A 22,200-nucleotide genomic window follows, 5' to 3' on the forward strand; every position below is an offset into this window, starting at 1 on the left:
TTCGTGTGAAAAATCAGTTCAGCAGTTTCATGGCCGTCTCGGCGACGGCGAGCATTTGTTCGGTTTTGCGGCCGGTCTTTCCAATCACGCGCATGCCTTTCGTAAGGGCAAGTAAGGCGCAGGCGGTGCTGTCCGGATCGATATGCCTTGCCACGGACCCATCCGTCTGACCTAGAAGGATGAGGTCCCGAATGCGTCGCTCGTCGAAATCGAAAGCCACGCCGACACGGCTGGCGACTTCCTCATCGAAAAGCGCAAGCTCGGTCGCGCTACCAACTACGAGGCAGCCTCTGCGGCCGATCTCGCCGCATGAAGCCTCGGCGAAGAATGCCACCAAGGAGTGCAGCTTTTCATAACCATTGGGCGCCTTGGCAAGACACTCGTCGATCAGTTGGAGACGCACGCGACGATAGCGATCGAAAGCGGCTACGAACACGCCGCGCTTATCTTTGAACGCCTTATAGACGCTGCCCGCGGTCAGGCCCATGGCCTCGGTCAGCTCACTGATCGAAGCGGCATAGTAGCCGCGCTCGGAAAATACCCGCAACGCCTCATCGAGCGCTGCGTCCAAATCGAATTCTCGCGGGCGACCGCGAGGCTTCGGGGAAATATCCAGTGTGTCTGTCGTCATGTTGCTTGTTTAGGAAATGATCGTTTCCAAATCAAGCAGAATTTTGCGACGCAACATAATTGCCACCGAAATCGTTGATTTCAGTTCCGCTACTCGTAAAGTAGCGCCATGTGGATCGCGTCCTTGTAGCGTCCATCTATGAGAACGGATTTGCGCGCCAGGCCTTCACGGACAAAGCCGACCTTCTCATAGAGCGCTATGGCTCTGCCATTGTCGGCATGCACGCTGAGTTCGACACGTTCTATTCCCACGTCACGCGCGGCCCGCAGAGCCGCATCTATCGAACGATGCCCCAGGCCCTGGCCGCGATAGGCTGGGATGATGCCCATGCCGAGCGAGCCGGCGTGGGCGTGGGAGGGAAAAGTATGGCGGCTGATATCGCACCAGCCGACCACCTCTCCGTCCGCTAGGGCGACGAATTGTGGATTACCTTTCTCTATCATGCCGAGCACGAAGACGCGCGTCTGCCCCAGTGGAAAGGCTTGAAGCATCGTCAGATATTCTCGCTCGCGCGCAACAGTATCGAGCGCCTTGTGAAAACCTTCGATGTGTTTGACGGCGATAGGTTCTATCCGGATTTCGCTGCGTGAGGTCATGGCAGGTAACTCGATGCAAATCTGGCGTGTACCGAGGATAGAGGTGAAGCCACAGCGTGTCTATGCACGCCTCAGCTCAGAGATCCAGCACCCAGGTCTGGCCGTTCAACTCCGGGCCGAACATGCGATGTTTTTCTTCCGAGACGAGCCGGAAGCCAGACTGGATATAGATGCCCCGAGCGGCATCGAGGATATCGTTGGTCCAGAGCGAAAGCTGACGGTAGCCGGCACTGCGGGCAAAACGGATGCATTCACCGACCAGCAGTTTGCCGAGGCCGAGGCCTCGTGCTGTTTTGTCGACATAGAGCAGCCGAAGCTTCGCGATGCCGTCGCCGCCATCGGCGACCATGACGGAACCCACATTCAGTCCGCCCCGCTCGACGATCCAGCATTGGTCCTTTTGCGGATTGAAATTGGAGAGGAATTTCCCGGCAACCTCGGCGACCAGGCCTTCGAAACGCAGATCCCAACCGAATTCCTCGCAGTAGAAGCGTGCCTGGCTCTGGACGATCCAGCCGATATCGCCGGCGCGGTGGGCGCGGATAATGGCCGGAGGCATGGCATTAGCGGTGGAGTTGAGTACGGTTCGGATCGTTCGCATCGCGTCGACGACGCGTTCGGGCTCGCCGATCGCCAGCGCGTCGAAATGCCCGGCGATCTCGGCGCGGGAGCGGCGCACGAATTCATGGAATTGCTGCTGTCCCTTATCGGTGACCGTGATGATCTGGCTGCGCAGATCGTCCGGATCGGGTTTGGTCTCGATCAAGCCGTCTTCGCGAAAGCGCTTCAGAATGCGGCTGAGATAGGCGGGATCGAGATGCAGGTCACGCGTCAGTGTCGAGGCGGCGACGCCGCCGCGCGAGCCGATTTCGAAGAGAACGCGGACATCCGTCAGGGCATAAGGGCTGTCGAGATAGGCTTTGTTCAGAACGCCGAGGAAATTTGTATAAAAGCGATTAAAGTCGCGGACTGCATCGATGGTCGCGAGTTCCGTCGTAACAAGCATGGACATCGTCTCCCTAAAATATAGAAGACGATGTCCATCATTTATTGGACTCAGTCAAGTAAATTTGGCTTGATCATGCGGCCTTGCTGGCGCTCGTCTTTTCCCCGTCGAGAGCGAAATCGACTGCCTTCTCTGCGTGGATTGTCGTGGTGTCGAAGCCCGGCAAAATAAGCGCATTCGGATCGAGAATCAGGCAGATCTCCGTGCAGCCGAGAATGACGCTGTCCGCACCTTTGGCCTTGGCGCGTTCGATGATTGCCATCAGTTTCCGGCGCGACTCGTCCTTGACGATGCCGGCACAGAGTTCGTTGAAGATGATATCGTGGGTAACCGTACGGTCTTCAGCATCCGGCACCATTATGGAGACACCGTTGCGAGCCATGCGATCGGTGTAGAAGCCGTGTTCCATCGTGTAGCGCGTGGCCAGCAGTAGCGGCTTGACGCGGCCGGCGTCCTTCAACGCAGCCGCCGTCTCGTCGATGATGTGGATCAGCGGAATGGAGACTCGTGCGGCAACTTCCGGGGCGATCAGGTGCATGGTGTTGGTGCAGATCAACACGCATTCGGCGCCGGCGGTCTGCAGACGCTGCGCGGCATCGCCAAGACGAGCAGCGGCATCGTCCCAACGACCGGCCTTCTGCAAGGCGACGATTTCTTCGAAATTGACGGAATACAGCAGCACCTCGGCCGAGGCGAGGCCGCCCAGTCTGTCGCGCACCATCTCATTGATAAGACGATAATAAACCGCGGAACTCTCGAAACTCATGCCGCCGATAAGGCCGATGGTGCGCATACTGCTGCTCTCCGTTCTTGATTATGAATAGCAGAATATTGAGGCATTTCACGCGCCGCGTGTTTGCAATCTTTGTCGTGCCTCCGATTTTATCTGCAAAGTTTTGCGCTTATATCGTATTATGCGCAAAAATACCGCGTCATTACGGAGATGGCTGCACATGCTTGACGAACGCGACCGAAAGATTCTCGATCTTTTGCAGACCGATGCCGGCATTTCGGTGACCGATCTTGCCGACCGCGTGGCGCTGTCGGTCTCAGCCTGCTCCCGGCGCATCCAGCGGCTGGAGGAAAGCGGCCATATCGCCAGACGCATCGTCGTGCTCAATCGAGAGAAGATGGGGGTGCCGACGACGCTCTACGCGCTGATCAAGACAGCGCATCACGCCGACGAATGGATCGAAACCTTTCGCAAGGCGATCAGCGACATTCCCGAGATTGTCGAGGCGCACCGGCTGACCGGCAATCACGACTATATCCTGAAAATCGTGCTGCCACGGGTCGAACACTATGATGTCATCTACAAGAAGATCGTGCGTCGAGTAGAACTCTTCGACGTTTCGGCGTCGATCTCAATGGAAGTGTTGAAAAGCGGCGTGACGATCCCGGTTAGTTATGCCGAGTGAAGCGATCTCGTTGCGGAAGAACGATGTAGCGAGTGCTACTAAGTTTTCCGAAGTATCATTGACGGCAACTTGGCGCCAGAAGCCGCCATTCCGCCCCATGCGGGTGATTAGATTACGAATTCCTCCTCGTACGTCTGTGGCTTGGGAACGACCGTAACCTCCACCGGAACGATCCAATTGGCCGCGTAGCTCTCGCAGTCGGAACGTGGGAGGTCGGGCTGCACGCGCCCCGCCCCATCGATCGCGCGACATCGCAGTTTATATCGCCCCACTTCTTCAGGGGTCCACATGTACTCCCACAAGCGCCATGCATAGGGACGTTCTGTTTCGAGGAGCCTTCCCTCGCGCCAGCCCCTGCCATCTCCGGTGCAGACCTGCAGCTGCCGGATAACAGCCTCTCCGCTCCAGGCGGCTCCGAAAATCCGATACGGTTGGCCGGCGATGAGATGCGCCCCCTGCACGGGACGCGCGATCTGCGCTTTGACCTCCATCTCCGCAAGGGGGACCAGCCTGGGTTCCCCGAGGCTGTGCTCCCAACGGAAATAGTCACGCGCCTGCCAGTAGCCAAGGAACGGTTGCTCCACAACCGTGATATGCGTGATCCACTTGACCCAAGCCATGCCGAACCAGCCATCCACGACCGCGCGTAGCGGGTAGCCGTGATCGCGCGTCAAAGGCTCCTCGTTCATCGAATAGGCAAGGATCGTGCTGTGAGCGATAGCCTTCTCAAGCGGTAAACTGCGCGCAAAAGCGATGGGGCCGGGAGAAGCCGTTTTCTTGTTCGTGTCGACGACGCCGCTGTCGGCGCCTACGAGCAGAACCTCACATGCGGTTCGCTTAACGCCCGCCATTTCCAAAATCTCGCGCAGAAGAACACCTGTCCACGCGGCATTGCCGACGGCTCCGTTCTGCCACTGCAACCCCTCTTTCGGCGGCTCGTAGTAGACCCGCCCGTTCCCTGCGCACTCCACGACGGCGGTGAAAGTCGTGCTCCGCATCGCCTTGATGCTGTCGAGGTCAAGTTCGATCGGCCGCTCCACCGCCCCGCCAACGCGCAATCTCCAGTCTCGCGCATCGAGGTCCGGCGACGGGAAATGGTTTCGCACGAAGAACAGCTCGGTTGGGATTAGCCAATCCGAGAGCGACGCAAACGGAAACTCGATGTTCTGTGGGGATTTCTGTCGAACTATTAGACTGGGTTGCTCTGGTGTCGGCATCTTCCTCGTCTCCCCTTCCAAGAGTACAACGTTGGCACTCGGTCGCGCGCATTCCGGTTCGATCACACCGCCCCTCGCAGTCTCATTCCGCCTTCGGCCGCATTCTAGCACATACCGCACGTTCCTCGGATCGACCTCGAACGGCAGCAAAGGGCCGAAAGCTGCCGCTGGTGGCATCTGCTACCAAATTCCGGTCATTCGGTTCGCGTCCCCGCACAGGTGCCATGCATAAAAGATGGTTGCCGGCTATCGTCCTCAACCCTACGGTTGCGAGGATAAATAGATGCGGGGTGTCGTCGTGCAAGATCATCACGTTGTCGTCGTTGGGGGTGGGTTTGGCGGCTTGCAGCTCGTCAACGATCTCAAGGGAGCTCCGGTCCGCATCACGCTGATCGACCGGCGTAACCATCACCTGTTCCAGCCGCTGCTCTATCAAGTCGCCACCACCTTGCTTGCCACCTCCGAGATTGCTTGGCCGATCCGAAGCTTTTTTCGCGATCGGCCGGAGGTGACGACACTGCTGGCAGAAGTCGTCGGCGTCGACAGCCAGGCACATGTGGTGATGCTGAAAGGTGGCACCACGATCGCATATGATACGCTCGTGCTGGCTACGGGGGCGACTCACGCCTATTTCGGGCATGACGAATGGGAACCGGTGGCGCCGGGGCTGAAGACGCTGGAGGATGCAACAACGATCCGCCGCCGCGTTTTGCTGGCCTTCGAACAGGCGGAACTGGAGAGCGATCCCGCTATCCGGGATGCTCTGCTGACCTTCACCATCGTCGGTGCCGGGCCGACCGGTGTCGAGCTTGCCGGTATTATTGCCGAGCTGGCGAGAACGACTCTCCCGAAGGAGTTTCGCAACATCGACACCACCAAGGCCAGGATCATTCTTGTCGAAGCGGGCCCGCGCGTTCTCGCAAGCTTTGACCAAGTGCTGTCTTCCTATGCCCACAAGGCGTTGGAAAAATTGGGCATCGAAGTCCGCACTGGAAAACCAGTGACATCCTGCACCGCGGAGGGGGTGACGATCGGGGAAACCTTCGTGCCGAGCCGGACGATCGTCTGGGCCGCCGGCGTGCAGGCTTCACCTGCGGCGGCATGGCTAGGCGCTCCTTCCGACCGCGCCGGCCGTGTCGTGGTCGACAAGGAGTTGAGAGCACCTGGCAAGGCGGATGTCTTCGTCATCGGCGATACGGCGGCAGTCATGCGCGATGACGGCAGCCCCGTGCCGGGGATCGCGCCGGCCGCCAAGCAGCAGGGTGCCTATGTCGCCAAGGTGATATGGGCAAAGCTATCGGGCCAGCCGGCGCCGGGCCCATTTCACTATCGTCACCAGGGCAGTCTCGCCACGATCGGCAAGAGTGCGGCGATCATCGATTTCGGTTGGATCAAGCTCAGGGGATGGCTCGCCTGGTGGGTCTGGGGACTCGCCCACATCTACTTCCTGATCGGCGTGCGCTGGCGTATTGCAGTCGCCTGGAGCTGGCTGTGGATCTACATCAGCCGACAGCACAGCGCCCGGCTGATTACCCAGAGGGAAACCATGCGCGAGGAATGAAAAAAGGGCAGCCACGGTGGCTGCCCTTTTCTGTAAGTCTTGTGCCATAGCGCTTAATGCATGTCGCGCAAAAGTATGCGGCGGTTTTGCGAAAACGACATGCAAAGCAAGGAGCTAAAGCGTGGGAGCGAATCTGAAAGATCGCGACGAGCTTTAGGCCAGCGAGGCGATGTCGATGACGAAGCGGTAGCGGACGTCGCTCTTCAGAACGCGCTCATAGGCTTCGTTGACCTGATCGATATTGATCACCTCGATCTCCGAGGCAATGTTGTGCTCTCCGCAGAAATCGAGCATTTCCTGGGTTTCCTTGATCGAGCCGATCATCGAGCCGGAAAGGCTGCGGCGGCCGGGGATGAGCGAGAAGGCATGCACCGGAACGGCATGTTCGGGCGCACCGACGACGACCATATTGCCATCAACCTTCAGCAGGCTGAGATAGGCGTTCCAGTCGACAGCGATACCAACCGTCATGATGAGGAGGTCGAACGTGCCGGCAAGCGTCTTGAATGTCTCGGCGTCGCTCGTCGCGTAGTAGTGATCAGCGCCGAGGCGGAGACCGTCTTCTTTCTTCGACAGCGTCTGGCTGAGAACGGTGACGTCAGCGCCCATCGCATGGGCGATCTTGACGCCCATATGGCCGAGGCCGCCCATGCCGACGATCGCAACCTTCTTGCCGGGGCCGGCCTTCCAGTGGTGCAGCGGCGAATAAAGCGTGATGCCGGCGCACAGCAGCGGGGCTGCCGCGTCGAGCGGAAGATTGTCGGGGATGGAAAGGACATAGCCTTCCTTGACGACGATCGAATCCGAATAGCCGCCATAAGTCGGCGTTTCGCCGTCGGCTTCGACGTCGTTGTAGGTCTGAACGATGCCCGGCATGTAATGTTCAAGATCGAGATCGCGGGTGGCACAAGTCGTGCAGGAATTGACGAAGCAGCCGACACCGACACGGTCGCCGACCTTGAACTTCGTTACCTTTGAACCAACGGCCGTGACGATGCCGGCGATCTCGTGACCCGGTACCATCGGATATTTAGCGTTGCCCCATTCGTTGCGAGCCTGATGAATGTCGGAATGGCAGATGCCGGAGAATTTGATCGCGATGACGATATCGTCCTCGTTCGGATCACGGCGTTCGAAGGTGAACGGCGTGAGCGGCTTGGACGCGTCGGTCGCTGCGTAACCCTTTGCGATAGGCATGGGAGATTCCTTATCTTTGTGATGGGTTGGGGGTGGAATTGGGACGCTGGACTATGCATCGGGACCGGGCGACAGCGTTAGAGCGATCCTGCAAGCTTTATGTACGATCCTGCGAATCTAAATTGGCAGCGGCTCTTTTTCAGGGAGAGAGGGTCACCTAGATAAGCGTAGACACGCTCTCAAAACAATCGGTTGCGCATGACACTCGCTTTCAATCCCAATCAGGAGCTCGCCTCCATCGTTGCACGTTTCGCCACGGGGGACGGAGAACACCGCACGCCGATTGAGGGGCTCAACCTATATCGCCAGTCGGCGGTCACCGTGTGGCAACATGGGGCCTATCGGCCCTGCTATGCCGTTGTGGTCCAGGGACGCAAGAGCCTGACGGTCGGTACCGATACGTACCACTACGGCGTCGGCGAGTATATTTTGACCGCCCTCGATCTGCCTGTATCGACGCAGGTGACCAATGTCCGCAGTGATACGCCTTATCTTTGTTTTGGCATGGCGCTCGACAGTGAGCGCCTGAAGGAGCTGTTATCGCGCGTCAATATTCCGCGCCAGGCGTTGACGGCGGAACCTATGCGCGGGCTCGCGGTCAATGCGGCATCGCCGGAATTGCTCGATGCCTCACTGCGGTTGCTCAGACTGCTAGACCGGCCTGAGGATATTCCGGCCATGGCGCCATTGATCGAGCAGGAGATCCTTTATCGCCTGCTGACCGGTCCGAACGGCCCTCGGCTGCTGCAGGTCGCCATGGCCGAGAGCCAGAGCAACAGGGTGGCGCGTGCCGTTGCCTGGATACGGGGTAATTTCGCCTATCCGTTACGCATCGAAGATCTGGCCGAGCGCGTCGGCATGAGCGTTTCGTCGCTGCATCATCATTTCAAGGCAGTGACCGCGATGTCGCCGATGCAATATCAGAAGCAGCTTCGCCTTCATGAAGCGCGTCGGCTGATGATTGTCGAGCAGCTCGACGTCGGATCGGCCGGCCATCGCGTCGGCTATCAGAGCCCTTCGCAGTTCAGCCGCGAATATAGCCGCCTCTATGGCCTGCCGCCCTTGAAGGATGTCGAGGCCATGCGCAGTGCAGTGGCAGCGGAATAGGCTCCGTTCTATTGCCGGGCTGCGATCAACTGATAGGAGCGGCGCAGTCGCCGCCGCTCCAGGTGTAGTTGGGGGTGGTATCTTGTGGCGCCCACAATCCTTCGAAATGGTGATGGCTTCGATCGAAGCGGATCGTCAGTAATCCCATTCCATATTTGTCGAACCAGCGCAGCGTCCGCTCTCTGCTGGTCGTTGTCCCGACCTCTGACAATGATCCGGTCGTCGTGGTTCCGTCGTCATCGAAGCGGTAAGTCCCCGAGATGTGACCTTGCTTGTCGATCTGCAGGGAGGTCTCGACATCCACCAACCTGCCGCTGGACAGAAGCTTCCCGCAATAGTGCCCGGCCAGACTGGAGACTGGCTTTGCCGTTGAGTGAGCAGAGACGGGCAAGGGAAGCATCCCGACTGTAAGGCAAATTCCTGCAAAGCGGACAAGTGCGCGCAGTTTGCTTTTGTACGTGAAGCTGGCCGATGTCTCGGAAGGAAGCGGATACTTGTTTGTCATCAGGAGGTTCCAGCGGAGAAGCGGATATCTGGCAAGCTCTAGCCGCCGCGAACCCACCCTGACAAGCGCTCTCTTTTGGCGCAGTGCAGCAACGATTTGCGCTTGACGCTTGCCTCGCCCTCAGTCATAACGACCGCGAACCGTACCGTACGGTACGCATTTGGGAGTGGCCATCGTGCTCAGCGAAGCAGGACAGACGAGCGAGTTTTCGCCGCGCCAGAACGCCGTTCTGGAACAGGCGCTGCGTTTGCTCGTCGATGGCGGCGAAAAGGCGCTGACGACCTCTGGTGTCGCGCGCGCGGCCAATTGCTCCAAGGAAAGTCTCTATAAATGGTTCGGCGATCGCGATGGTCTGCTATCGGCGATGATTGCCTATCAGGCGAACAAGGTGCGCACCTTCGAGCGCAACGGCGAACGGCTGACCGTGGCAAGCCTGCATGACCATCTCGTCATTTTCGCCCGCGATCTGCTGGAGGTTCTGGCGGGCGATGTTTCGCTCGCATTGAACCGTCTGGCGATCGGTCAATCCAACCGCGACGGCTCCAAACTCGGCAAGCTTCTGCTCGAGCGTGGCCGCCGCCAGATCGATCGGCGTGCCAGCGGGCTGATCGATGCCGGGAAGCGGGCAGGACTGCTGCGCTTTACCGATGCCGACGAGGCATATCACACATTCTACGGGCTCATCGTTTCCGATCTGCATGTGCGCATGCTGCTCGGCGAGCCCGGTTTGAAGGATACCAGCCGTCAAGCGGAGAAGGCGGTCAGCGCCTTTCTCAGGCTTTACGGTACGGAAAAAGTTTTGGCGGAAGCAGCAGCGACCGTCTGACAATTCGAAATCTGCACCCAGACAAGCAAAGGGAAGGACAAACAATGCGCGTCTATTACGATCGTGATGCCGATCTCAACCTCATCAAGTCGAAGAAGGTCGCCGTCATCGGCTACGGCTCCCAGGGCCGCGCTCATGCGCTGAACCTGAAGGACAGCGGCGCACAGAACCTTGTGATCGCGCTGAAGGCCGGTTCGCCGACCGTCAAGAAGGCTGAAGCCGATGGCTTCAAGGTCATGACCGTTGCCGAAGCTGCTGCCTGGGCTGACCTGATGATGATGGCGACCCCGGACGAACTGCAGGCCGACATCTACAAGTCTGAAATCGCTCCGAACATCCGCGACGGTGCTGCGATCGCTTTCGCACACGGCCTGAACGTTCACTTCGGCCTCATCGAGCCGAAGGGTTCGGTCGACGTCGTCATGATCGCTCCGAAGGGCCCGGGCCATACGGTTCGCGGCGAATACCAGAAGGGCGGCGGCGTTCCTTGCCTCGTTGCAGTTCACCAGAACGCTTCCGGCAATGCCCTTGAACTCGCTCTCTCCTACGCCTGCGGCGTCGGCGGCGGCCGTTCGGGCATCATCGAAACCAACTTCCGCGAAGAGTGCGAAACCGACCTCTTCGGCGAACAGGTCGTTCTCTGCGGCGGTCTCGTCGAGCTCATCCGCGCCGGCTTCGAAACGCTGGTCGAAGCTGGCTACGCGCCGGAAATGGCCTATTTCGAGTGCCTGCACGAAGTAAAGCTGATCGTCGACCTGATCTATGAAGGCGGCATCGCCAACATGAACTACTCGATCTCGAACACGGCCGAGTGGGGCGAATACGTCACCGGTCCGCGCATCATCACCGAAGAAACCAAGGCGGAGATGAAGCGCGTCCTGAAGGACATCCAGACCGGCAAGTTCACCTCCGAGTGGATGCAGGAATACCGTTCGGGCGCTGCCCGCTTCAAGGGTATCCGCCGCAACAACGACAGCCACCAGATCGAAGAAGTCGGCGCCAAGCTGCGCGGCATGATGCCCTGGATCGGCAAGAACAAGCTGGTCGACAAGAGCGTCAACTAAGCTTCTTCGGGTCTATACCGCAATGAGAAAGGCCGGGGAGGGAGACTTCCCCGGCCCTGAACGTTTCAAGATGTTTACGGCTCAAGTAGCCGATGGAATGCTTTTGCTGGCTCTCATCCGCAGCCATTTCGTCGGCTTACCATCGTAGCCGCTACCGTCGGTTTCGTTGAGTGAAATCTCTTTCCAGCCGGTCGAGATCAGCAGGTCGTTCAGCCAGTCGGCCGAGAGATAGTTGTAATATCGGCCGAAGCTGTCGTAACCCTCGGTGTCTCCCGCTTTGAAACTAGCGTGAAATATGCCGCCGTTTTTCAGGGCTTTGTGGACGCGGTTGAATATCCCTGGAAGATCCGATCGTTGCACATGCAGCAGGGATGCTTCGGCCCAAATGCCGTCATAGGCTTGATCGTCCTCCAGTTCTTCGAACTTGCGAACGATCACCGGCTTTCCGAGCAACTTTTCAGCCTGCCTGGCCATTTCCGCCGAACCATCCATGGCGGTGACGTTAAAACCCTGCGCGATCATATAGGCCGCGTCCTGACCGCCGCCGCAACCAAGCTCGAGAATCGACGCGCCGGCGGGAAGGGCATTCAGAAAGGCATCGAGCCGACGCTGTGGCAGGCTGCGGTCGCGCACTGCATAGGTGGCGGCGTTCTCGTCGTAAAAAGAGGATGTGCGGTCGTCGTTCGTCATAAGGATTTCTGCTCGGTTGGGGGCATACTAATCGCAGTAATTTCTATCTCGAATACTGCTGCCCTTTGCGCTCACATCAAGGCCCAATTGTCAGAATAGCGGGATTGCAGGTGAAATTAGAGCTTGAACGGGCTATAAAAGTAACTAGTCTTAAAACTAGTCAGAAGGAGCGTGTTATGCGGCAGTGGCCAGTTCAAGACGCGAAAGCGAAATTTAGCGAGATGCTTGATGCCTCTTTGGAGGAGGGACCGCAGCTCGTGTCAAAAAGAGGCGAGCCCAAAGCAGTGCTTATTTCCGTTTCTGAATGGGAGGCATTGAACAGGCGCGCTAAGCCGTCTGCTAAAGAAGTCCTCCTAGCGCCCGAACCGAGATTCGAACTCGATGTTCCGTCTCGCAAGGAATGGGTATGGCGAGATATCAGTCTGAGCGAGGGTTGATACTTGTACCTGCTCGATACGAACGTGGTCTCCGAACTACGCAGGATGAAACCCCATGGTGCGGTACTTGCTTGGATCGGCACCGTTGGGGATAGCGATCTTGCAATTTCAGCCGTTACTATCGGTGAGATCCAGCGCGGCATTGAACTGACTAGGGAAACCGATCCGCAGAAAGCGAGCGAACTCACGCGTTGGCTGGATAGTCTAAAGCTTGGAATTCGGGTCATTTCCTTAGATGCGGAATGCATGATCCGATGGGCGCAATTCATGCATCGCAAATCGCCGACGCTGATTGCCGATGCAATGATCGCGGCGACCGCATCGGTTCATAATCTCACTATCGTTTCACGGGATATCGTCGATTTCTCGAGCTTTCCCGTCACTGTTCTCAACCCTTTCGACTATAAATCTTCTTGAGAGCGCACAAAATAGGTCAGCATTATTGACTTATCGTTTGTTGCGTGGTCTTGTGGTGCAAAGACCAAAAATTACGAGGAAACCCCATGTTGAATTGGGAAAATATCTTTGCGACGCGTTCGAGCCGTATGCGCGCCTCCGAAATCCGCGAACTGTTGAAGCTGCTGGAGCGTCCAGACATCATCTCGTTCGCCGGCGGCATTCCCGATCCGGCGCTGTTTCCGGATCAGGAATTCAAGCAGGCTTATGCCGACATCTTTTCCGGTCCGGCTGTCAACGCCGCCCTGCAATATTCGGTCAGCGAAGGCTACAAGCCGCTGCGCGAATGGCTGGTCAGCCAGATGGTGGCGCTTGGCGTTCCCTGCGAGCTCGAAAACGTCTTCATCGTTTCCGGTTCGCAACAAGGTCTCGATTATCTCGGTAAGCTCTTCCTGTCGCCGAAGGACACGGCACTCGTCACCGCACCGACCTATCTCGGTGCGCTGCAGGCCTTCAATGCCTATGAGCCGACCTATGATCAGCTCACCCCGAACGGTAACCGCACGCCGGCCTCCTACCGCGCGGCTGCCGAGCAGGCGGGCGGCAAGGTGAAGTTCGCCTATCTCTCCGCCGATTTTGCCAATCCGACTGGCGAAACCGTCGATCTGGACTCCCGCGAAAAGCTGATCGATCTCGCCGACGAGATGGATATCGCCATCATCGAAGATGCGGCCTATCAGTCGCTGCGTTATGACGGCGAAGCGATCCCGCCGATCCTGGCGCTGGAAATTGCCCGCAAAGGCAATATCAACGATACGCGGACGATCTATTGTGGCAGTTTTTCCAAGACCTTGGCCCCGGGTCTTCGTGTTGGTTTCGTCGTTGCGAACGCGCCAGTCATTCGCAAATTGGTGCTGATGAAGCAGGCGGCCGATCTGCATTCCTCGACCATCAACCAGATCGCCATCCATCAGGTCGCCGAACGCGGCTTCGATGCGCAGGTTGCCAAGGTCCGCAAGACCTACAGCCACCGCCGCGACTGCATGCTGGCGGCGCTTGCGAAATACATGCCTGAGGGTACGAGCTGGACGAAGCCCGAGGGCGGTATGTTCGTCTGGATCACTCTGCCGAAGGGCATGGACGGCGCCAAGCTGCTTGCAAAATCGCTGGAGACGGCAAAGGTCGCCTTCGTGCCGGGTCAGGCCTTCTTTGCCGATGGCTCCGGCCCGAACACTTTCCGCGTCAGCTTCTCCTGCGCCAACGAGCAGATGATCGATGAGGGAATATCGCGGCTCGGCAAATTGATTGCCGACGAGATTGGAGCAATGGCGGCTTAGTCTTTACTTCAATTTTTACCTTCTCCCCAGCGGGGAGAAGGTCGAGCGAAGCTCAGGTTGAGGGGGCGTTGCACCGTAAGGGATGTCTTTCGCTTGCCGCTCAAGACTCACCTCGCGATGCGAGGTGTCCCCCTCATCCGGCCTCTCGCGATTTCGTTTCACTCTATCGCTCGAGCCCACCTTCTCTCCGCGAGAGAGAAGGTGTTGTGTTTTGCTTACTTCGCCAAATGTGGCGCAATCAGCGATAGGTCGGCTTCGCTGAGCCGGTCGCTGGCGGTATTGCGCTGGTGCCAGTAGGGATAGAGCAACCGCGGCAGGCTGACGTCGTCGAGGCGCTTGCGTTCTTCTTGCGTCAGCTTCAGTTCGGCGCTGGCGAGATTGTCCTTGAATTGCGCGTCCGTGCGGCCGCCGATGATGACGGATGTGACACCCTTGCGGCCGATCAGCCAGGCCAGCGCCACCTGCGCCGCCGAGACGCCACGACCGTCGGCAATCTCCACCAGCGTATCGACGATGTTCCACAGGCGGTTCTCGTCGCGGATTGGCGGTTCGGTCCAGCCGGCGAACTGGCGCGTACCCTCCGGCGTCGCCTGGTTGCGGCGATGCTTGCCGGAGAGAAGACCGCCGGCGATCGGGCTCCAGACGAGGACGCCGAGCCCTTGATCGATGCTGACCGGCAGCAGCTCATATTCCGCGTCACGCGCTTCGAGCGTGTAGTGGATCTGCTGGCTGACGAAGCGTTCGCGCTTGTCGCGCTCGCTGACGCCGAGCGCCTTCATGATGTGCCAGCCGGAAAAATTCGAGCAGCCGATGTAACGCACCTTGCCTTGGCGGATGAGTGTATCAAGCGCCTCCATCGTTTCTTCGAGCGGCGTCTGGCCGTCCCATTCATGCAACTGGTAGAGATCGATGACGTCGGTCTTCATCCGCTTCAGGCTGGCTTCGCAGGCCTGGATCAGGTGCTGGCGCGAGGAGCCGGCATCGTTGACGCCGGGACCCATCGGGAAGCGGGCCTTGGTGGCGATCAATACGCCGTTCTTGCGCGGGCCGCCGATGATCTCGCCGAGGATTTCTTCAGAAGCCCCTTGCGAGTAGACATCGGCCGTGTCGATCAGGTTAACGCCGGCATCGAGGCACATGTCGACAAGCCGCTTAGCCTCGCTGACGCCGAGATCGCCGACAGTCTTTGCCCAGCCGACACCGCCGAAGGTCATCGTGCCCATGGTAATGGTCGAAACTTTGAGGCCGGAGCGGCCAAGCAGACGGTATTCCATAGATTATCCTCCAAAAACCGAAGCTGAAACTCGCGCGCTAGGAGATAGTGCAGGGCGCTTATGGTCAAGGTCGAATGATAGTATGAACGGTTCGGCTCGCGATTGCGGATTGTCACAATCATGTTAACCGGCCTCGCTAAGGAACCCTTCTCATCACTCAGCCGAGGACGCTTCATGAAGACGTTTGTTTCCGCTCTCGCCGGCCTGTTGGCCGTCGCCCTTTTCTCCGGCTCGGCTGCGGCCGCCGACCTCGTGCTCTACACCAGCCAGCCGAACGAAGATGCACAGGCAACCGTCGATGGCTTCATGGCTGCCAATCCCGGCATCAAGGTCGATTGGGTTCGCGACGGTACCCCGCAGATCATTGCCAAGCTGCAGGCGGAAATCCAGGCTGGTGCTCCGGTCGCCGACGTTCTTCTGATCGCCGATACGGTGACGCTGGAGCGTTTGAAGGAAGCCGGAAAGCTGCTGGCCTATAAGTCGCCCGAAGCCGCAAATTACGATCCGTCGCTCTACGATGCCGACGGCTATTATTATTCCACCAAGCTGATCACGACCGGCATCGTCTACAACACGGCCGCCTCGATGAAGCCGACGAGCTGGCAGGATCTGACCAAGCCGGGGGCCAAGGGCCTTGTTGCCATGCCTAGCCCGCTCGCTTCGGGTGCGGCTCTCATTCACGCGCAGACGCTTACCGGCGTCGGTAGCCTCGGCTGGGATTATTACAAGAACCTTGCTGCCAATGGCGCAATCGCTTCCGGCGGCAATGGCGCGGTGCTCAAGGCCGTTGCTTCCGGCGAGAAGGCTTACGGCATGGTCGTCGACTACATGCCGATCCGCGAAAAGGCCAAGGGTGCGCCCCTGGAGTTCGTTTTCCCGACCGAAGGCGTTTCGGCCGTGACCGAGCCGGTCGGCATCCTCGCCAGCGCCAAGCATGTAGACGCCGCCAAGAAGTTCGTCGATTACGCTCTGTCGGAAAAAGGCCAGCAAGGCTTCCTGAAGCTCGGCTATATTCCCGCCCGCAACGGCATGTCGCTGCCCGCCGGTTTCCCGGCGCGTGACAGCATCAAAGTTTTGCCGTTGAATGCGGCCGAAGCTCTGAAGAACACCGACCAGGATCTGAAGACCTTCTCTTCCTACTACGGATCGAAGTGATCCAATCGGACGGTCGATGTACGGATATGTGCGTAGGGGAAACAGCCAGCCGACCTGGCTGTTTCCTTTTGTCGTTGTCATCGTGATGCTCTTGAGCGTGCTGCCCCTGGCGCGGCTGGCGGAGGTTGGCATCGGGGCGCTGCTGCGCGGCGGGGCCCATGAACTGATCACCGATCCCGCTCTTTGGCGTTCGACTTGGTATACGGTCGAGACCGCCGTGTTCGGTACGGTCATTTCTGTGATGCTCGGCTGCCTCTTTGCCTTCCTGCTGACATTGACCGACATTCCGGGTAGGGGGCCGCTCGGCTTTCTTTTCGTCCTGCCGATGATGATCCCGCCGCAGGTGACGGCACTTGCCTGGGTGCAGATGTCCGGCCCATCCAGCCCCTTGTTGAAGGCGCTGCACATTGCACCGCCGCTCGGCTCGCCGCGGCCGCTTTATTCCGTCGGCGGCATTGCACTGCTTTATGGTGTACAGCACGCGCCGCTGGTCTATCTCGCGCTCCGGGCCGGCCTGATGGCGCTGCCGCGCGATGGTGTCGAGGCGGCCAGGCTTTCGGGTGCTTCCGGATTTCGCGTGTTCCGCGACATCATTCTGCCGTTGTCACTGCCCGGTGTCATTGCCGGCGCCGCCATCGCCTTTGTCTCTTCTGTCGGCAATTTCGGTATCCCGGCGATCCTCGGCATTCCAGCTTCGATCTTCACCTTGTCGACGCTGATCTTCACCAAATTCTCCAGTTTTGGCCCGCGCACATTCGGTGATATCGCCGTGCTGTCGACGATGATCGCGGTGATTTCGGTTGCCGGGCTTGCTGTACAGGGCAGGGCGTTGAAGGGGCGGGATTACCGCGTCATCGGCCTTTCCGGTGCCTCCGCCGCCTTCGCGCTCGGCCGTTGGCGTCTTGCGGCCGTGCCGCTGCTTTGGGCGATCCTGTTCATCATGCTGGTCGCGCCGTTCTTCGCGCTGGTCGCCGGCGCGCTGGTACCGGCCTATGGCGTGCCTCTGACCGTCAAGACGGCCTCGCTGCATGCCTTCACCGAAATCCTGTTTCGGCAGGCGGTGACGCGCGTTGCTTTCTCCAATTCCTTGTTCCTTTCCAGCATGACGGCGCTTGGTCTCCTCGCGGTGACTGTGCTGGCGGCTTACTCCCTGACGCGGCGCAAGGATATGCTGAGCCGGATCGTCGGCGCGCTGATCGAAATTCCCTATTCGCTGCCAGGAATTATCGTCGCCGTTTGCTTCATCCTGGTTTTCGCAGCGCCGCTGCCGGTTCTCAACATCACGCTTTACGGCACGATCTGGATCATTCTGCTCGCCTATTTCTCGGCCTATTTCGCCGTCAGCCTCAAGCCGGTGATGAGCGCTTTTCTGCAGCTCGATCCGGCGCTGGAGGAGGCAGCACGTCTCTCGGGCGCCGGTTTCTTCCGCCGCCTGGCCGATATCATCGTACCGCTGATCGCGCCGGCGGCGGGCGCTTCGGTCATCCTGGTCTTTCTCATCGCCTGCAACGAGCTGACCGTTTCCGCTTTGCTCTGGTCGGCAGGCACGCAGACGCTCGGCGTCGTCATCTACAATCTCGATGACGGCGGCAGCGCCGATCTCGCCTCCGCCATGTCGGTCATCGTCATCGCCATGGTGGTCACCATGATGCTGGTGCTGGAAATTCTGGCCAAGCGCCTGCCGAAGGGAGTGGTGCCGTGGCGAAGCTGATTCTCAATCACGTCAGCAAGGATTTCGGCACGGGTGGCCGCCCGGCGGTCAAGGCGCTGTCGCTGGAGGTCCGAGAAGGTGGTTTCCTGGCGCTGCTCGGGCCGTCCGGCTGCGGCAAAACGACGGTACTGAGAATGATCGCAGGCTTCGAGCAGCCGACGGATGGTTCGATCCATCTCGGCGAACGTCTGCTGGCCGATGCCGCGAACATGTTGCCGCCGGAGCGGCGCAACATGGCGATGGTGTTCCAATCCTACGCCCTTTGGCCGCATATGAACGTTGCCGCCAATGTCGGCTATCCGCTGAAAGTGCGCGGCATTTCCGGCGAGCGCTACCGTCAGAAGGTGCGCGAGGCTTTGTCGACCGTACGCCTGGACGACTACGCCGAACGGCGGCCTGCGGATCTTTCCGGCGGCCAGCGTCAGCGCGTGGCGCTGGCGCGCTGCCTGGTGACATCGCCGGATGTCGTGCTGCTGGATGAGCCGCTTGCCAATCTCGATCGTCATCTCAAGAAGGAGATGGAGGAGACCTTCCGCGAATTCCATCAGCGCTCCGGCGCCACCATGGTCTATGTCACCCACGACCAGAGCGAGGCGATGGCACTGGCGACGGATGTCGCCGTCATGTCCGAGGGACGGCTGCTGCAGGTCGCAGCCCCGGCGGAAATCTATGCACGGCCGGAGGGACGGCTGGTCGGCGGATTGGTGGGGCAGGGTGCGATTCTGTCGCTCGCCATTCCGGATGGTAAGCCGCGGCTTATCGATTGGCCGGCGCTGAAGATGATTTGGAGGGAGCAGGAGGACAAGACCTTGCATGCCAATATCCTTATTCGGCCCGAGGATGTTGTCGCCGATGCTGAGGGCATCTCTTGCAGGGTGGAATCCGTCCTTTACGAAGGCGAGCGCTATGCATTGCGGCTGTCGCTGCCGGATGGTCAGGTGCTCCGGGCCTATAGCCGCGAGGCGGTGAAACCGGGCGATATCTATGCGGTCGCCGTTCGGTCGGCATGGCGGCTATGATCGGTGTCGTGAGCAGAAGACAATACGGTTGTTCGCCGCTTTTACCTGTGCTTGAGTTGCCCGATGTCACGAATGGGAGTCGCGCCATGTCCGATCACAACTTCCCGATCTTCGATCTCGGCGCCTTCGAGGCGGCCGGCGAAGGGGAGAAGAGGCGGCTTGGTGCAGAGGTCGACGAGATCTGCCGTTCGACCGGCTTTCTGGCGATTGCCAACCATGGTGTCGATGAGGCTGTGATCGGAGCCATATGGGCAAAGACGCGGGCTTTTTTTGATCGGCCCGCCGATGTCAAGCAACGGGCAAAAGCGCCGTATCCCGGCTACCCCTATGGCTATCTCGGACCGGGCACCGAAGCACTCTCGAAATCGCGCAATATCGACACGCCGCCCGATCTCAAGGAGAGTTTCAATGGCGGGCCGCCTGCCGTGCCGGCCGGCATGACCGACCCGGAAGCGCTCGGCTTCTGCTATGCCGCCACCATCTGGCCGGACGGCCCGGAAGGCTTTGCAGAGGCGTGGAAGGCCTATTACCGTTCGATGGAGGATTTGGCAGCGCGGATCATGCGCGTCTTTGCCATCGCACTCGGTCTCGACGAGCACTTCTTCGACGGCTACGTCGACGCACCGATTAGCGCGCTCAGGGCGCTGAATTATCCCGAGCAGCGTGTCCCGCCACAGCCGGGCCAGTTGCGTGCCGGGGCTCATACCGATTACGGCAGCCTGACGATCCTGCTGCCGCAGCCGGGCTCCAAGGGGCTGGAGATCATCGCGCCGGACGGTCAATGGACGCCGGTGCCTCCGGTACCCGGCTCTTTTGTCATCAATATCGGTGACCTGATGGCGCTGTGGACCAATGATCGCTGGGTTTCGACGGTGCACCGCGTCGTCAATCCGCCACCCGAAGAAGGCGGCATGCAACGACGGCAGTCGCTGGCGTTCTTTCACCAGCCGAACTGGTTTGCCGAGATCGCCTGTCTGCCGTCGTGCCTTCCGCCGGGCGAGGAGCCGAAATATGCCCCCGTTCTCTCCGGCCCCTATCTCATGGGCAAGTTCAAATCGACCGTCACGGCCAAGCCCAATTGATTTGGGCGAGCTAAGCCGGCTCATATCTACACAAACCGGAATGCCAGATGTCCCTGCGCCTTGCCACCTTCAATGTCGAAAACCTGCTGACCCGTTTCGATTACACCGGTTTCCGCAATCAGTTGCGCCAGGACCGTGTGTTGAAGCTGTTCGATGTGCAGAACGAGATCATCTACCAGCAACTGGAAGCAGCGCGCGTGGTGGCCGCTACCGACGATACGAGGCAGATGACGGCGCTTGCGATAGCCGATGCGGATGCCGACATCATTTGCCTGCAGGAAGTCGACAGCATGGCGGCGCTGCAGGCCTTCGAATACGGCTATCTCTACCGCATGGTCGGCAATGGCTACCGGCAGAAATTCCTGATCGAGGGCAATGACGCCAGGGGTATCGATGTTGCCGTGATGATGCGCGAGGAGACGCGTGACGGGCAGCCGATCGTGCTCAGGGATATCAAAAGTCACGCCATGGTGACTTATCGAGATTTCGGCCTTTTCAGCGATGAACTGGCGGAACTTGGCCTGCATGTGGACGACAAGATCTTCAAGCGCGATTGCCTGGAGCTTGATTTGACCATCGGTGGCGTTCCGCTTTCTCTCTATGTCGTGCATCTGAAATCGATGGGGCCAGGGCGGGAAGGTGTCGATGGTCGCGATTCGACCATGCCGGTCCGCCGCGCCGAGACGCTTGGCGTACGCCGCATCATCGAAAACCGTTTTGGCGCCGGTCATACGGCCAAGAAGAATTTCGCCATCTGCGGCGATATGAATGACTATCAGGAGCGCGTCGACGTCATCGGCACACGCCATACCGGCTATCGCTTCAAGCATCGCGATGAAGAGAGCAGCGCGCTCGATGTCTTCAGTAAGGACGGTTTCGCTGAAAACGTCATGCGTCGGCGCGATGCCTTGGATCGCTGGACGCTGTATCACGCCCGCGGGCCGCAGGAGCAGTGGCTTTGCCAGCTCGACTATATCTGGCTGTCTCCGGCCTTGGCGCGTGCCAATGCGGCGCGCTTGCCCGACGTCGTTCGCTCCGGTCAGCCTTTCCGTACCATATTTCCGCCCGGACAAGAGGTAGAACGTTATCCACGCACCGGTTGGGATAGGCCGAAGGCCTCCGATCATTGCCCCGTAGTCATGACATTGGATCTACTATGACCCACGCTTTCAAATTGCGAAACGATGTGGCCGCCTGGCCACCGGAAAAGACCGTATTCCCGGTCGCGCACGTTAATCTCGCCGTTGTTGCCGGCGACCATCCCTTTCATCTCAGCAATGCCAAGGCGGCGCAGGAAAACTGGGAGAAGGAGATCGCCGCCAATCCGGCACTTTTCGATGGGCGGATGGTCTTCCAGCATCGTTTGTCGGTCAGCGAGCAGGCCGTGAAGGGCGAGGCCTATGTTACGCCGTTCTCCACATTCATGTGGTGGCGCAAACAAGCGGAGCGCAGCGGCGGTTTCCACGTCTTTGCTTTTCCGGTCGCCGTCTCCTCCGACGGCGCGATCATCGCCATCCGTATGGCGGAGCATACCGCCAATCCCGGCCAGGTCTATTGCGCTGCGGGTTCGATGGATGAAAACGATATTGTCGACGGGCACTGCGATATCGAGGGCAACATGCGGCGCGAAGTCATGGAGGAAACCGGCCTCGATCTTGGCGATGCCGTCGCAGAGCCGGGCTATTACGCCACGCATGAGAATCTTTCCGTCACGCTGTTCCGCATCTTCCGGTTTCCCTGGACAGCGGAAGAGATGCTCACGCGGATCCGTGCGCATATGCTGGTGGACCACGAAAAGGAAATCGACGACGCGGTTGCCATTCGTTCGGCCGATCCTGCGGCGCATCGTTACAGCGCGGCAATGCCGCCAATTCTTGCGTGGTTCTTCGGTCGTCAGGAATAGCTTTAGCTTGCGCTCAAATGCGTTGCCGTTATGTATGGTTGAGCAGGGTTCTACAGTCTAGAGTCACG

General features: G+C 59.3%; 23 protein-coding genes. 14 read left to right on the forward strand and 9 right to left on the reverse strand.

The genetic code is table 11. The annotated features are described in order from the left end of the window. Positions 1 to 13 precede the first annotated feature (13 nt). The 4 genes from GGD50_RS10275 to GGD50_RS10290 all read right to left on the reverse strand — a co-directional run bounded on the left by GGD50_RS10275 (position 14) and on the right by GGD50_RS10290 (position 3,026). Positions 14 to 631 carry a TetR/AcrR family transcriptional regulator gene (locus tag GGD50_RS10275; RefSeq protein ID WP_107108395.1) on the reverse strand — a complete coding sequence of 206 codons (618 nt, stop codon included), beginning with the start codon at positions 629 to 631 and terminating at the stop codon, positions 14 to 16. An 89-nt stretch (positions 632 to 720) separates the two neighbouring features. Next, positions 721 to 1,227: a GNAT family N-acetyltransferase gene (locus GGD50_RS10280; protein WP_107108394.1), complete on the reverse strand. Its 507-nt coding sequence runs from the start codon at positions 1,225 to 1,227 to the stop codon at positions 721 to 723. Between the two features lie 76 nt (positions 1,228 to 1,303). Further along, the gene (locus GGD50_RS10285) at positions 1,304 to 2,233 is read right to left on the reverse strand and encodes a bifunctional helix-turn-helix transcriptional regulator/GNAT family N-acetyltransferase (RefSeq protein WP_107108557.1); all 930 of its coding nucleotides are present in this window, start codon (positions 2,231 to 2,233) and stop codon (positions 1,304 to 1,306) included. Positions 2,234 to 2,306: 73 nt separating this feature from the next. After that, positions 2,307 to 3,026: an aspartate/glutamate racemase family protein gene (locus GGD50_RS10290; RefSeq protein ID WP_107108393.1), complete on the reverse strand. Its 720-nt coding sequence runs from the start codon at positions 3,024 to 3,026 to the stop codon at positions 2,307 to 2,309. 160 nt (positions 3,027 to 3,186) lie between these two features. On the opposite strand from GGD50_RS10290, the gene GGD50_RS10295 reads away from it, so the two are divergent. Beyond that, positions 3,187 to 3,651, forward strand: a complete 465-nt coding sequence (locus tag GGD50_RS10295; RefSeq protein WP_107108392.1) for an Lrp/AsnC family transcriptional regulator — start codon at positions 3,187 to 3,189, stop codon at positions 3,649 to 3,651. A 107-nt stretch (positions 3,652 to 3,758) separates the two neighbouring features. On the opposite strand, the gene GGD50_RS10300 is transcribed toward GGD50_RS10295, so the two are convergent. Further along, on the reverse strand, positions 3,759 to 4,868 hold the full coding sequence (locus GGD50_RS10300) for a sulfite oxidase (protein WP_210318797.1): 1,110 nt from the start codon (positions 4,866 to 4,868) through the stop codon (positions 3,759 to 3,761). Positions 4,869 to 5,166: 298 nt separating this feature from the next. Between GGD50_RS10300 and GGD50_RS10305 the strand changes: the two genes are divergently transcribed. Next, positions 5,167 to 6,429: an NAD(P)/FAD-dependent oxidoreductase gene (locus GGD50_RS10305; RefSeq protein WP_107108555.1), complete on the forward strand. Its 1,263-nt coding sequence runs from the start codon at positions 5,167 to 5,169 to the stop codon at positions 6,427 to 6,429. Positions 6,430 to 6,582: 153 nt separating this feature from the next. On the opposite strand, the gene GGD50_RS10310 is transcribed toward GGD50_RS10305, so the two are convergent. Beyond that, entirely contained in the window at positions 6,583 to 7,626 is a 1,044-nt protein-coding gene (locus GGD50_RS10310; RefSeq protein ID WP_107108391.1) for an NAD(P)-dependent alcohol dehydrogenase, read from the reverse strand. Between the two features lie 198 nt (positions 7,627 to 7,824). On the opposite strand from GGD50_RS10310, the gene GGD50_RS10315 reads away from it, so the two are divergent. Beyond that, complete coding sequence (locus GGD50_RS10315) at positions 7,825 to 8,733, forward strand: AraC family transcriptional regulator (protein WP_107108390.1); 909 nt, start codon at positions 7,825 to 7,827, stop codon at positions 8,731 to 8,733. Between the two features lie 25 nt (positions 8,734 to 8,758). Here GGD50_RS10315 and GGD50_RS10320 read toward each other — a convergent pair whose 3' ends face one another. Beyond that, positions 8,759 to 9,238, reverse strand: coding sequence for a hypothetical protein (locus GGD50_RS10320; RefSeq protein ID WP_245407471.1), 480 nt, complete (start codon positions 9,236 to 9,238; stop codon positions 8,759 to 8,761). A gap of 175 nt (positions 9,239 to 9,413) precedes the next feature. Here GGD50_RS10320 and GGD50_RS10325 point away from each other — a divergent pair, with 175 nt between their 5' ends. Then, the gene (locus GGD50_RS10325) at positions 9,414 to 10,064 is read left to right on the forward strand and encodes a TetR/AcrR family transcriptional regulator C-terminal domain-containing protein (RefSeq protein WP_107108553.1); all 651 of its coding nucleotides are present in this window, start codon (positions 9,414 to 9,416) and stop codon (positions 10,062 to 10,064) included. 44 nt (positions 10,065 to 10,108) lie between these two features. Continuing rightward, entirely contained in the window at positions 10,109 to 11,128 is a 1,020-nt protein-coding gene (ilvC, locus tag GGD50_RS10330) for a ketol-acid reductoisomerase (RefSeq protein WP_107108389.1), read from the forward strand. Positions 11,129 to 11,209: 81 nt separating this feature from the next. On the opposite strand, the gene GGD50_RS10335 is transcribed toward ilvC, so the two are convergent. Beyond that, on the reverse strand, positions 11,210 to 11,818 hold the full coding sequence (locus GGD50_RS10335) for a class I SAM-dependent DNA methyltransferase (protein WP_107108388.1): 609 nt from the start codon (positions 11,816 to 11,818) through the stop codon (positions 11,210 to 11,212). A gap of 176 nt (positions 11,819 to 11,994) precedes the next feature. Here GGD50_RS10335 and GGD50_RS10340 point away from each other — a divergent pair, with 176 nt between their 5' ends. The 3 genes from GGD50_RS10340 (at position 11,995) to GGD50_RS10350 (ending at position 13,988) form a co-directional block, all read left to right on the forward strand. Next, the gene (locus tag GGD50_RS10340; protein ID WP_107108387.1) at positions 11,995 to 12,255 is read left to right on the forward strand and encodes a type II toxin-antitoxin system Phd/YefM family antitoxin; all 261 of its coding nucleotides are present in this window, start codon (positions 11,995 to 11,997) and stop codon (positions 12,253 to 12,255) included. 3 nt (positions 12,256 to 12,258) lie between these two features. Next, complete coding sequence (locus GGD50_RS10345; RefSeq protein ID WP_107108386.1) at positions 12,259 to 12,672, forward strand: type II toxin-antitoxin system VapC family toxin; 414 nt, start codon at positions 12,259 to 12,261, stop codon at positions 12,670 to 12,672. A gap of 86 nt (positions 12,673 to 12,758) precedes the next feature. Next, on the forward strand, positions 12,759 to 13,988 hold the full coding sequence (locus GGD50_RS10350) for an aminotransferase-like domain-containing protein (protein ID WP_107108385.1): 1,230 nt from the start codon (positions 12,759 to 12,761) through the stop codon (positions 13,986 to 13,988). A gap of 215 nt (positions 13,989 to 14,203) precedes the next feature. Here the strand turns inward: GGD50_RS10350 and GGD50_RS10355 are convergent, their stop codons facing one another. Continuing rightward, complete coding sequence (locus GGD50_RS10355; RefSeq protein ID WP_107108384.1) at positions 14,204 to 15,262, reverse strand: aldo/keto reductase; 1,059 nt, start codon at positions 15,260 to 15,262, stop codon at positions 14,204 to 14,206. Positions 15,263 to 15,436: 174 nt separating this feature from the next. Between GGD50_RS10355 and GGD50_RS10360 the strand changes: the two genes are divergently transcribed. The 6 genes from GGD50_RS10360 (at position 15,437) to GGD50_RS10385 (ending at position 22,132) form a co-directional block, all read left to right on the forward strand. Then, positions 15,437 to 16,417 carry an ABC transporter substrate-binding protein gene (locus GGD50_RS10360; protein WP_107108383.1) on the forward strand — a complete coding sequence of 327 codons (981 nt, stop codon included), beginning with the start codon at positions 15,437 to 15,439 and terminating at the stop codon, positions 16,415 to 16,417. 16 nt (positions 16,418 to 16,433) lie between these two features. Further along, positions 16,434 to 18,128: an ABC transporter permease gene (locus tag GGD50_RS10365; RefSeq protein WP_107108382.1), complete on the forward strand. Its 1,695-nt coding sequence runs from the start codon at positions 16,434 to 16,436 to the stop codon at positions 18,126 to 18,128. After that, entirely contained in the window at positions 18,116 to 19,147 is a 1,032-nt protein-coding gene (locus GGD50_RS10370) for an ABC transporter ATP-binding protein (protein ID WP_107108381.1), read from the forward strand. Before GGD50_RS10365 ends, GGD50_RS10370 begins: the two co-directional genes overlap by 13 nt. Positions 19,148 to 19,233: 86 nt before the next feature. Beyond that, positions 19,234 to 20,229, forward strand: coding sequence for an isopenicillin N synthase family dioxygenase (locus GGD50_RS10375; protein WP_107108380.1), 996 nt, complete (start codon positions 19,234 to 19,236; stop codon positions 20,227 to 20,229). A 47-nt stretch (positions 20,230 to 20,276) separates the two neighbouring features. Continuing rightward, on the forward strand, positions 20,277 to 21,389 hold the full coding sequence (locus GGD50_RS10380) for an endonuclease/exonuclease/phosphatase family protein (protein WP_107108379.1): 1,113 nt from the start codon (positions 20,277 to 20,279) through the stop codon (positions 21,387 to 21,389). Then, complete coding sequence (locus GGD50_RS10385; RefSeq protein ID WP_107108378.1) at positions 21,386 to 22,132, forward strand: DNA mismatch repair protein MutT; 747 nt, start codon at positions 21,386 to 21,388, stop codon at positions 22,130 to 22,132. The genes GGD50_RS10380 and GGD50_RS10385 overlap by 4 nt, the downstream gene beginning before the upstream one ends. The last annotated feature ends 68 nt before the right edge of the window (positions 22,133 to 22,200 follow it).

Source organism: Martinezella paranaensis (assembly GCF_014200235.1).
GTDB lineage: Bacteria > Pseudomonadota > Alphaproteobacteria > Rhizobiales > Rhizobiaceae > Rhizobium > Rhizobium paranaense.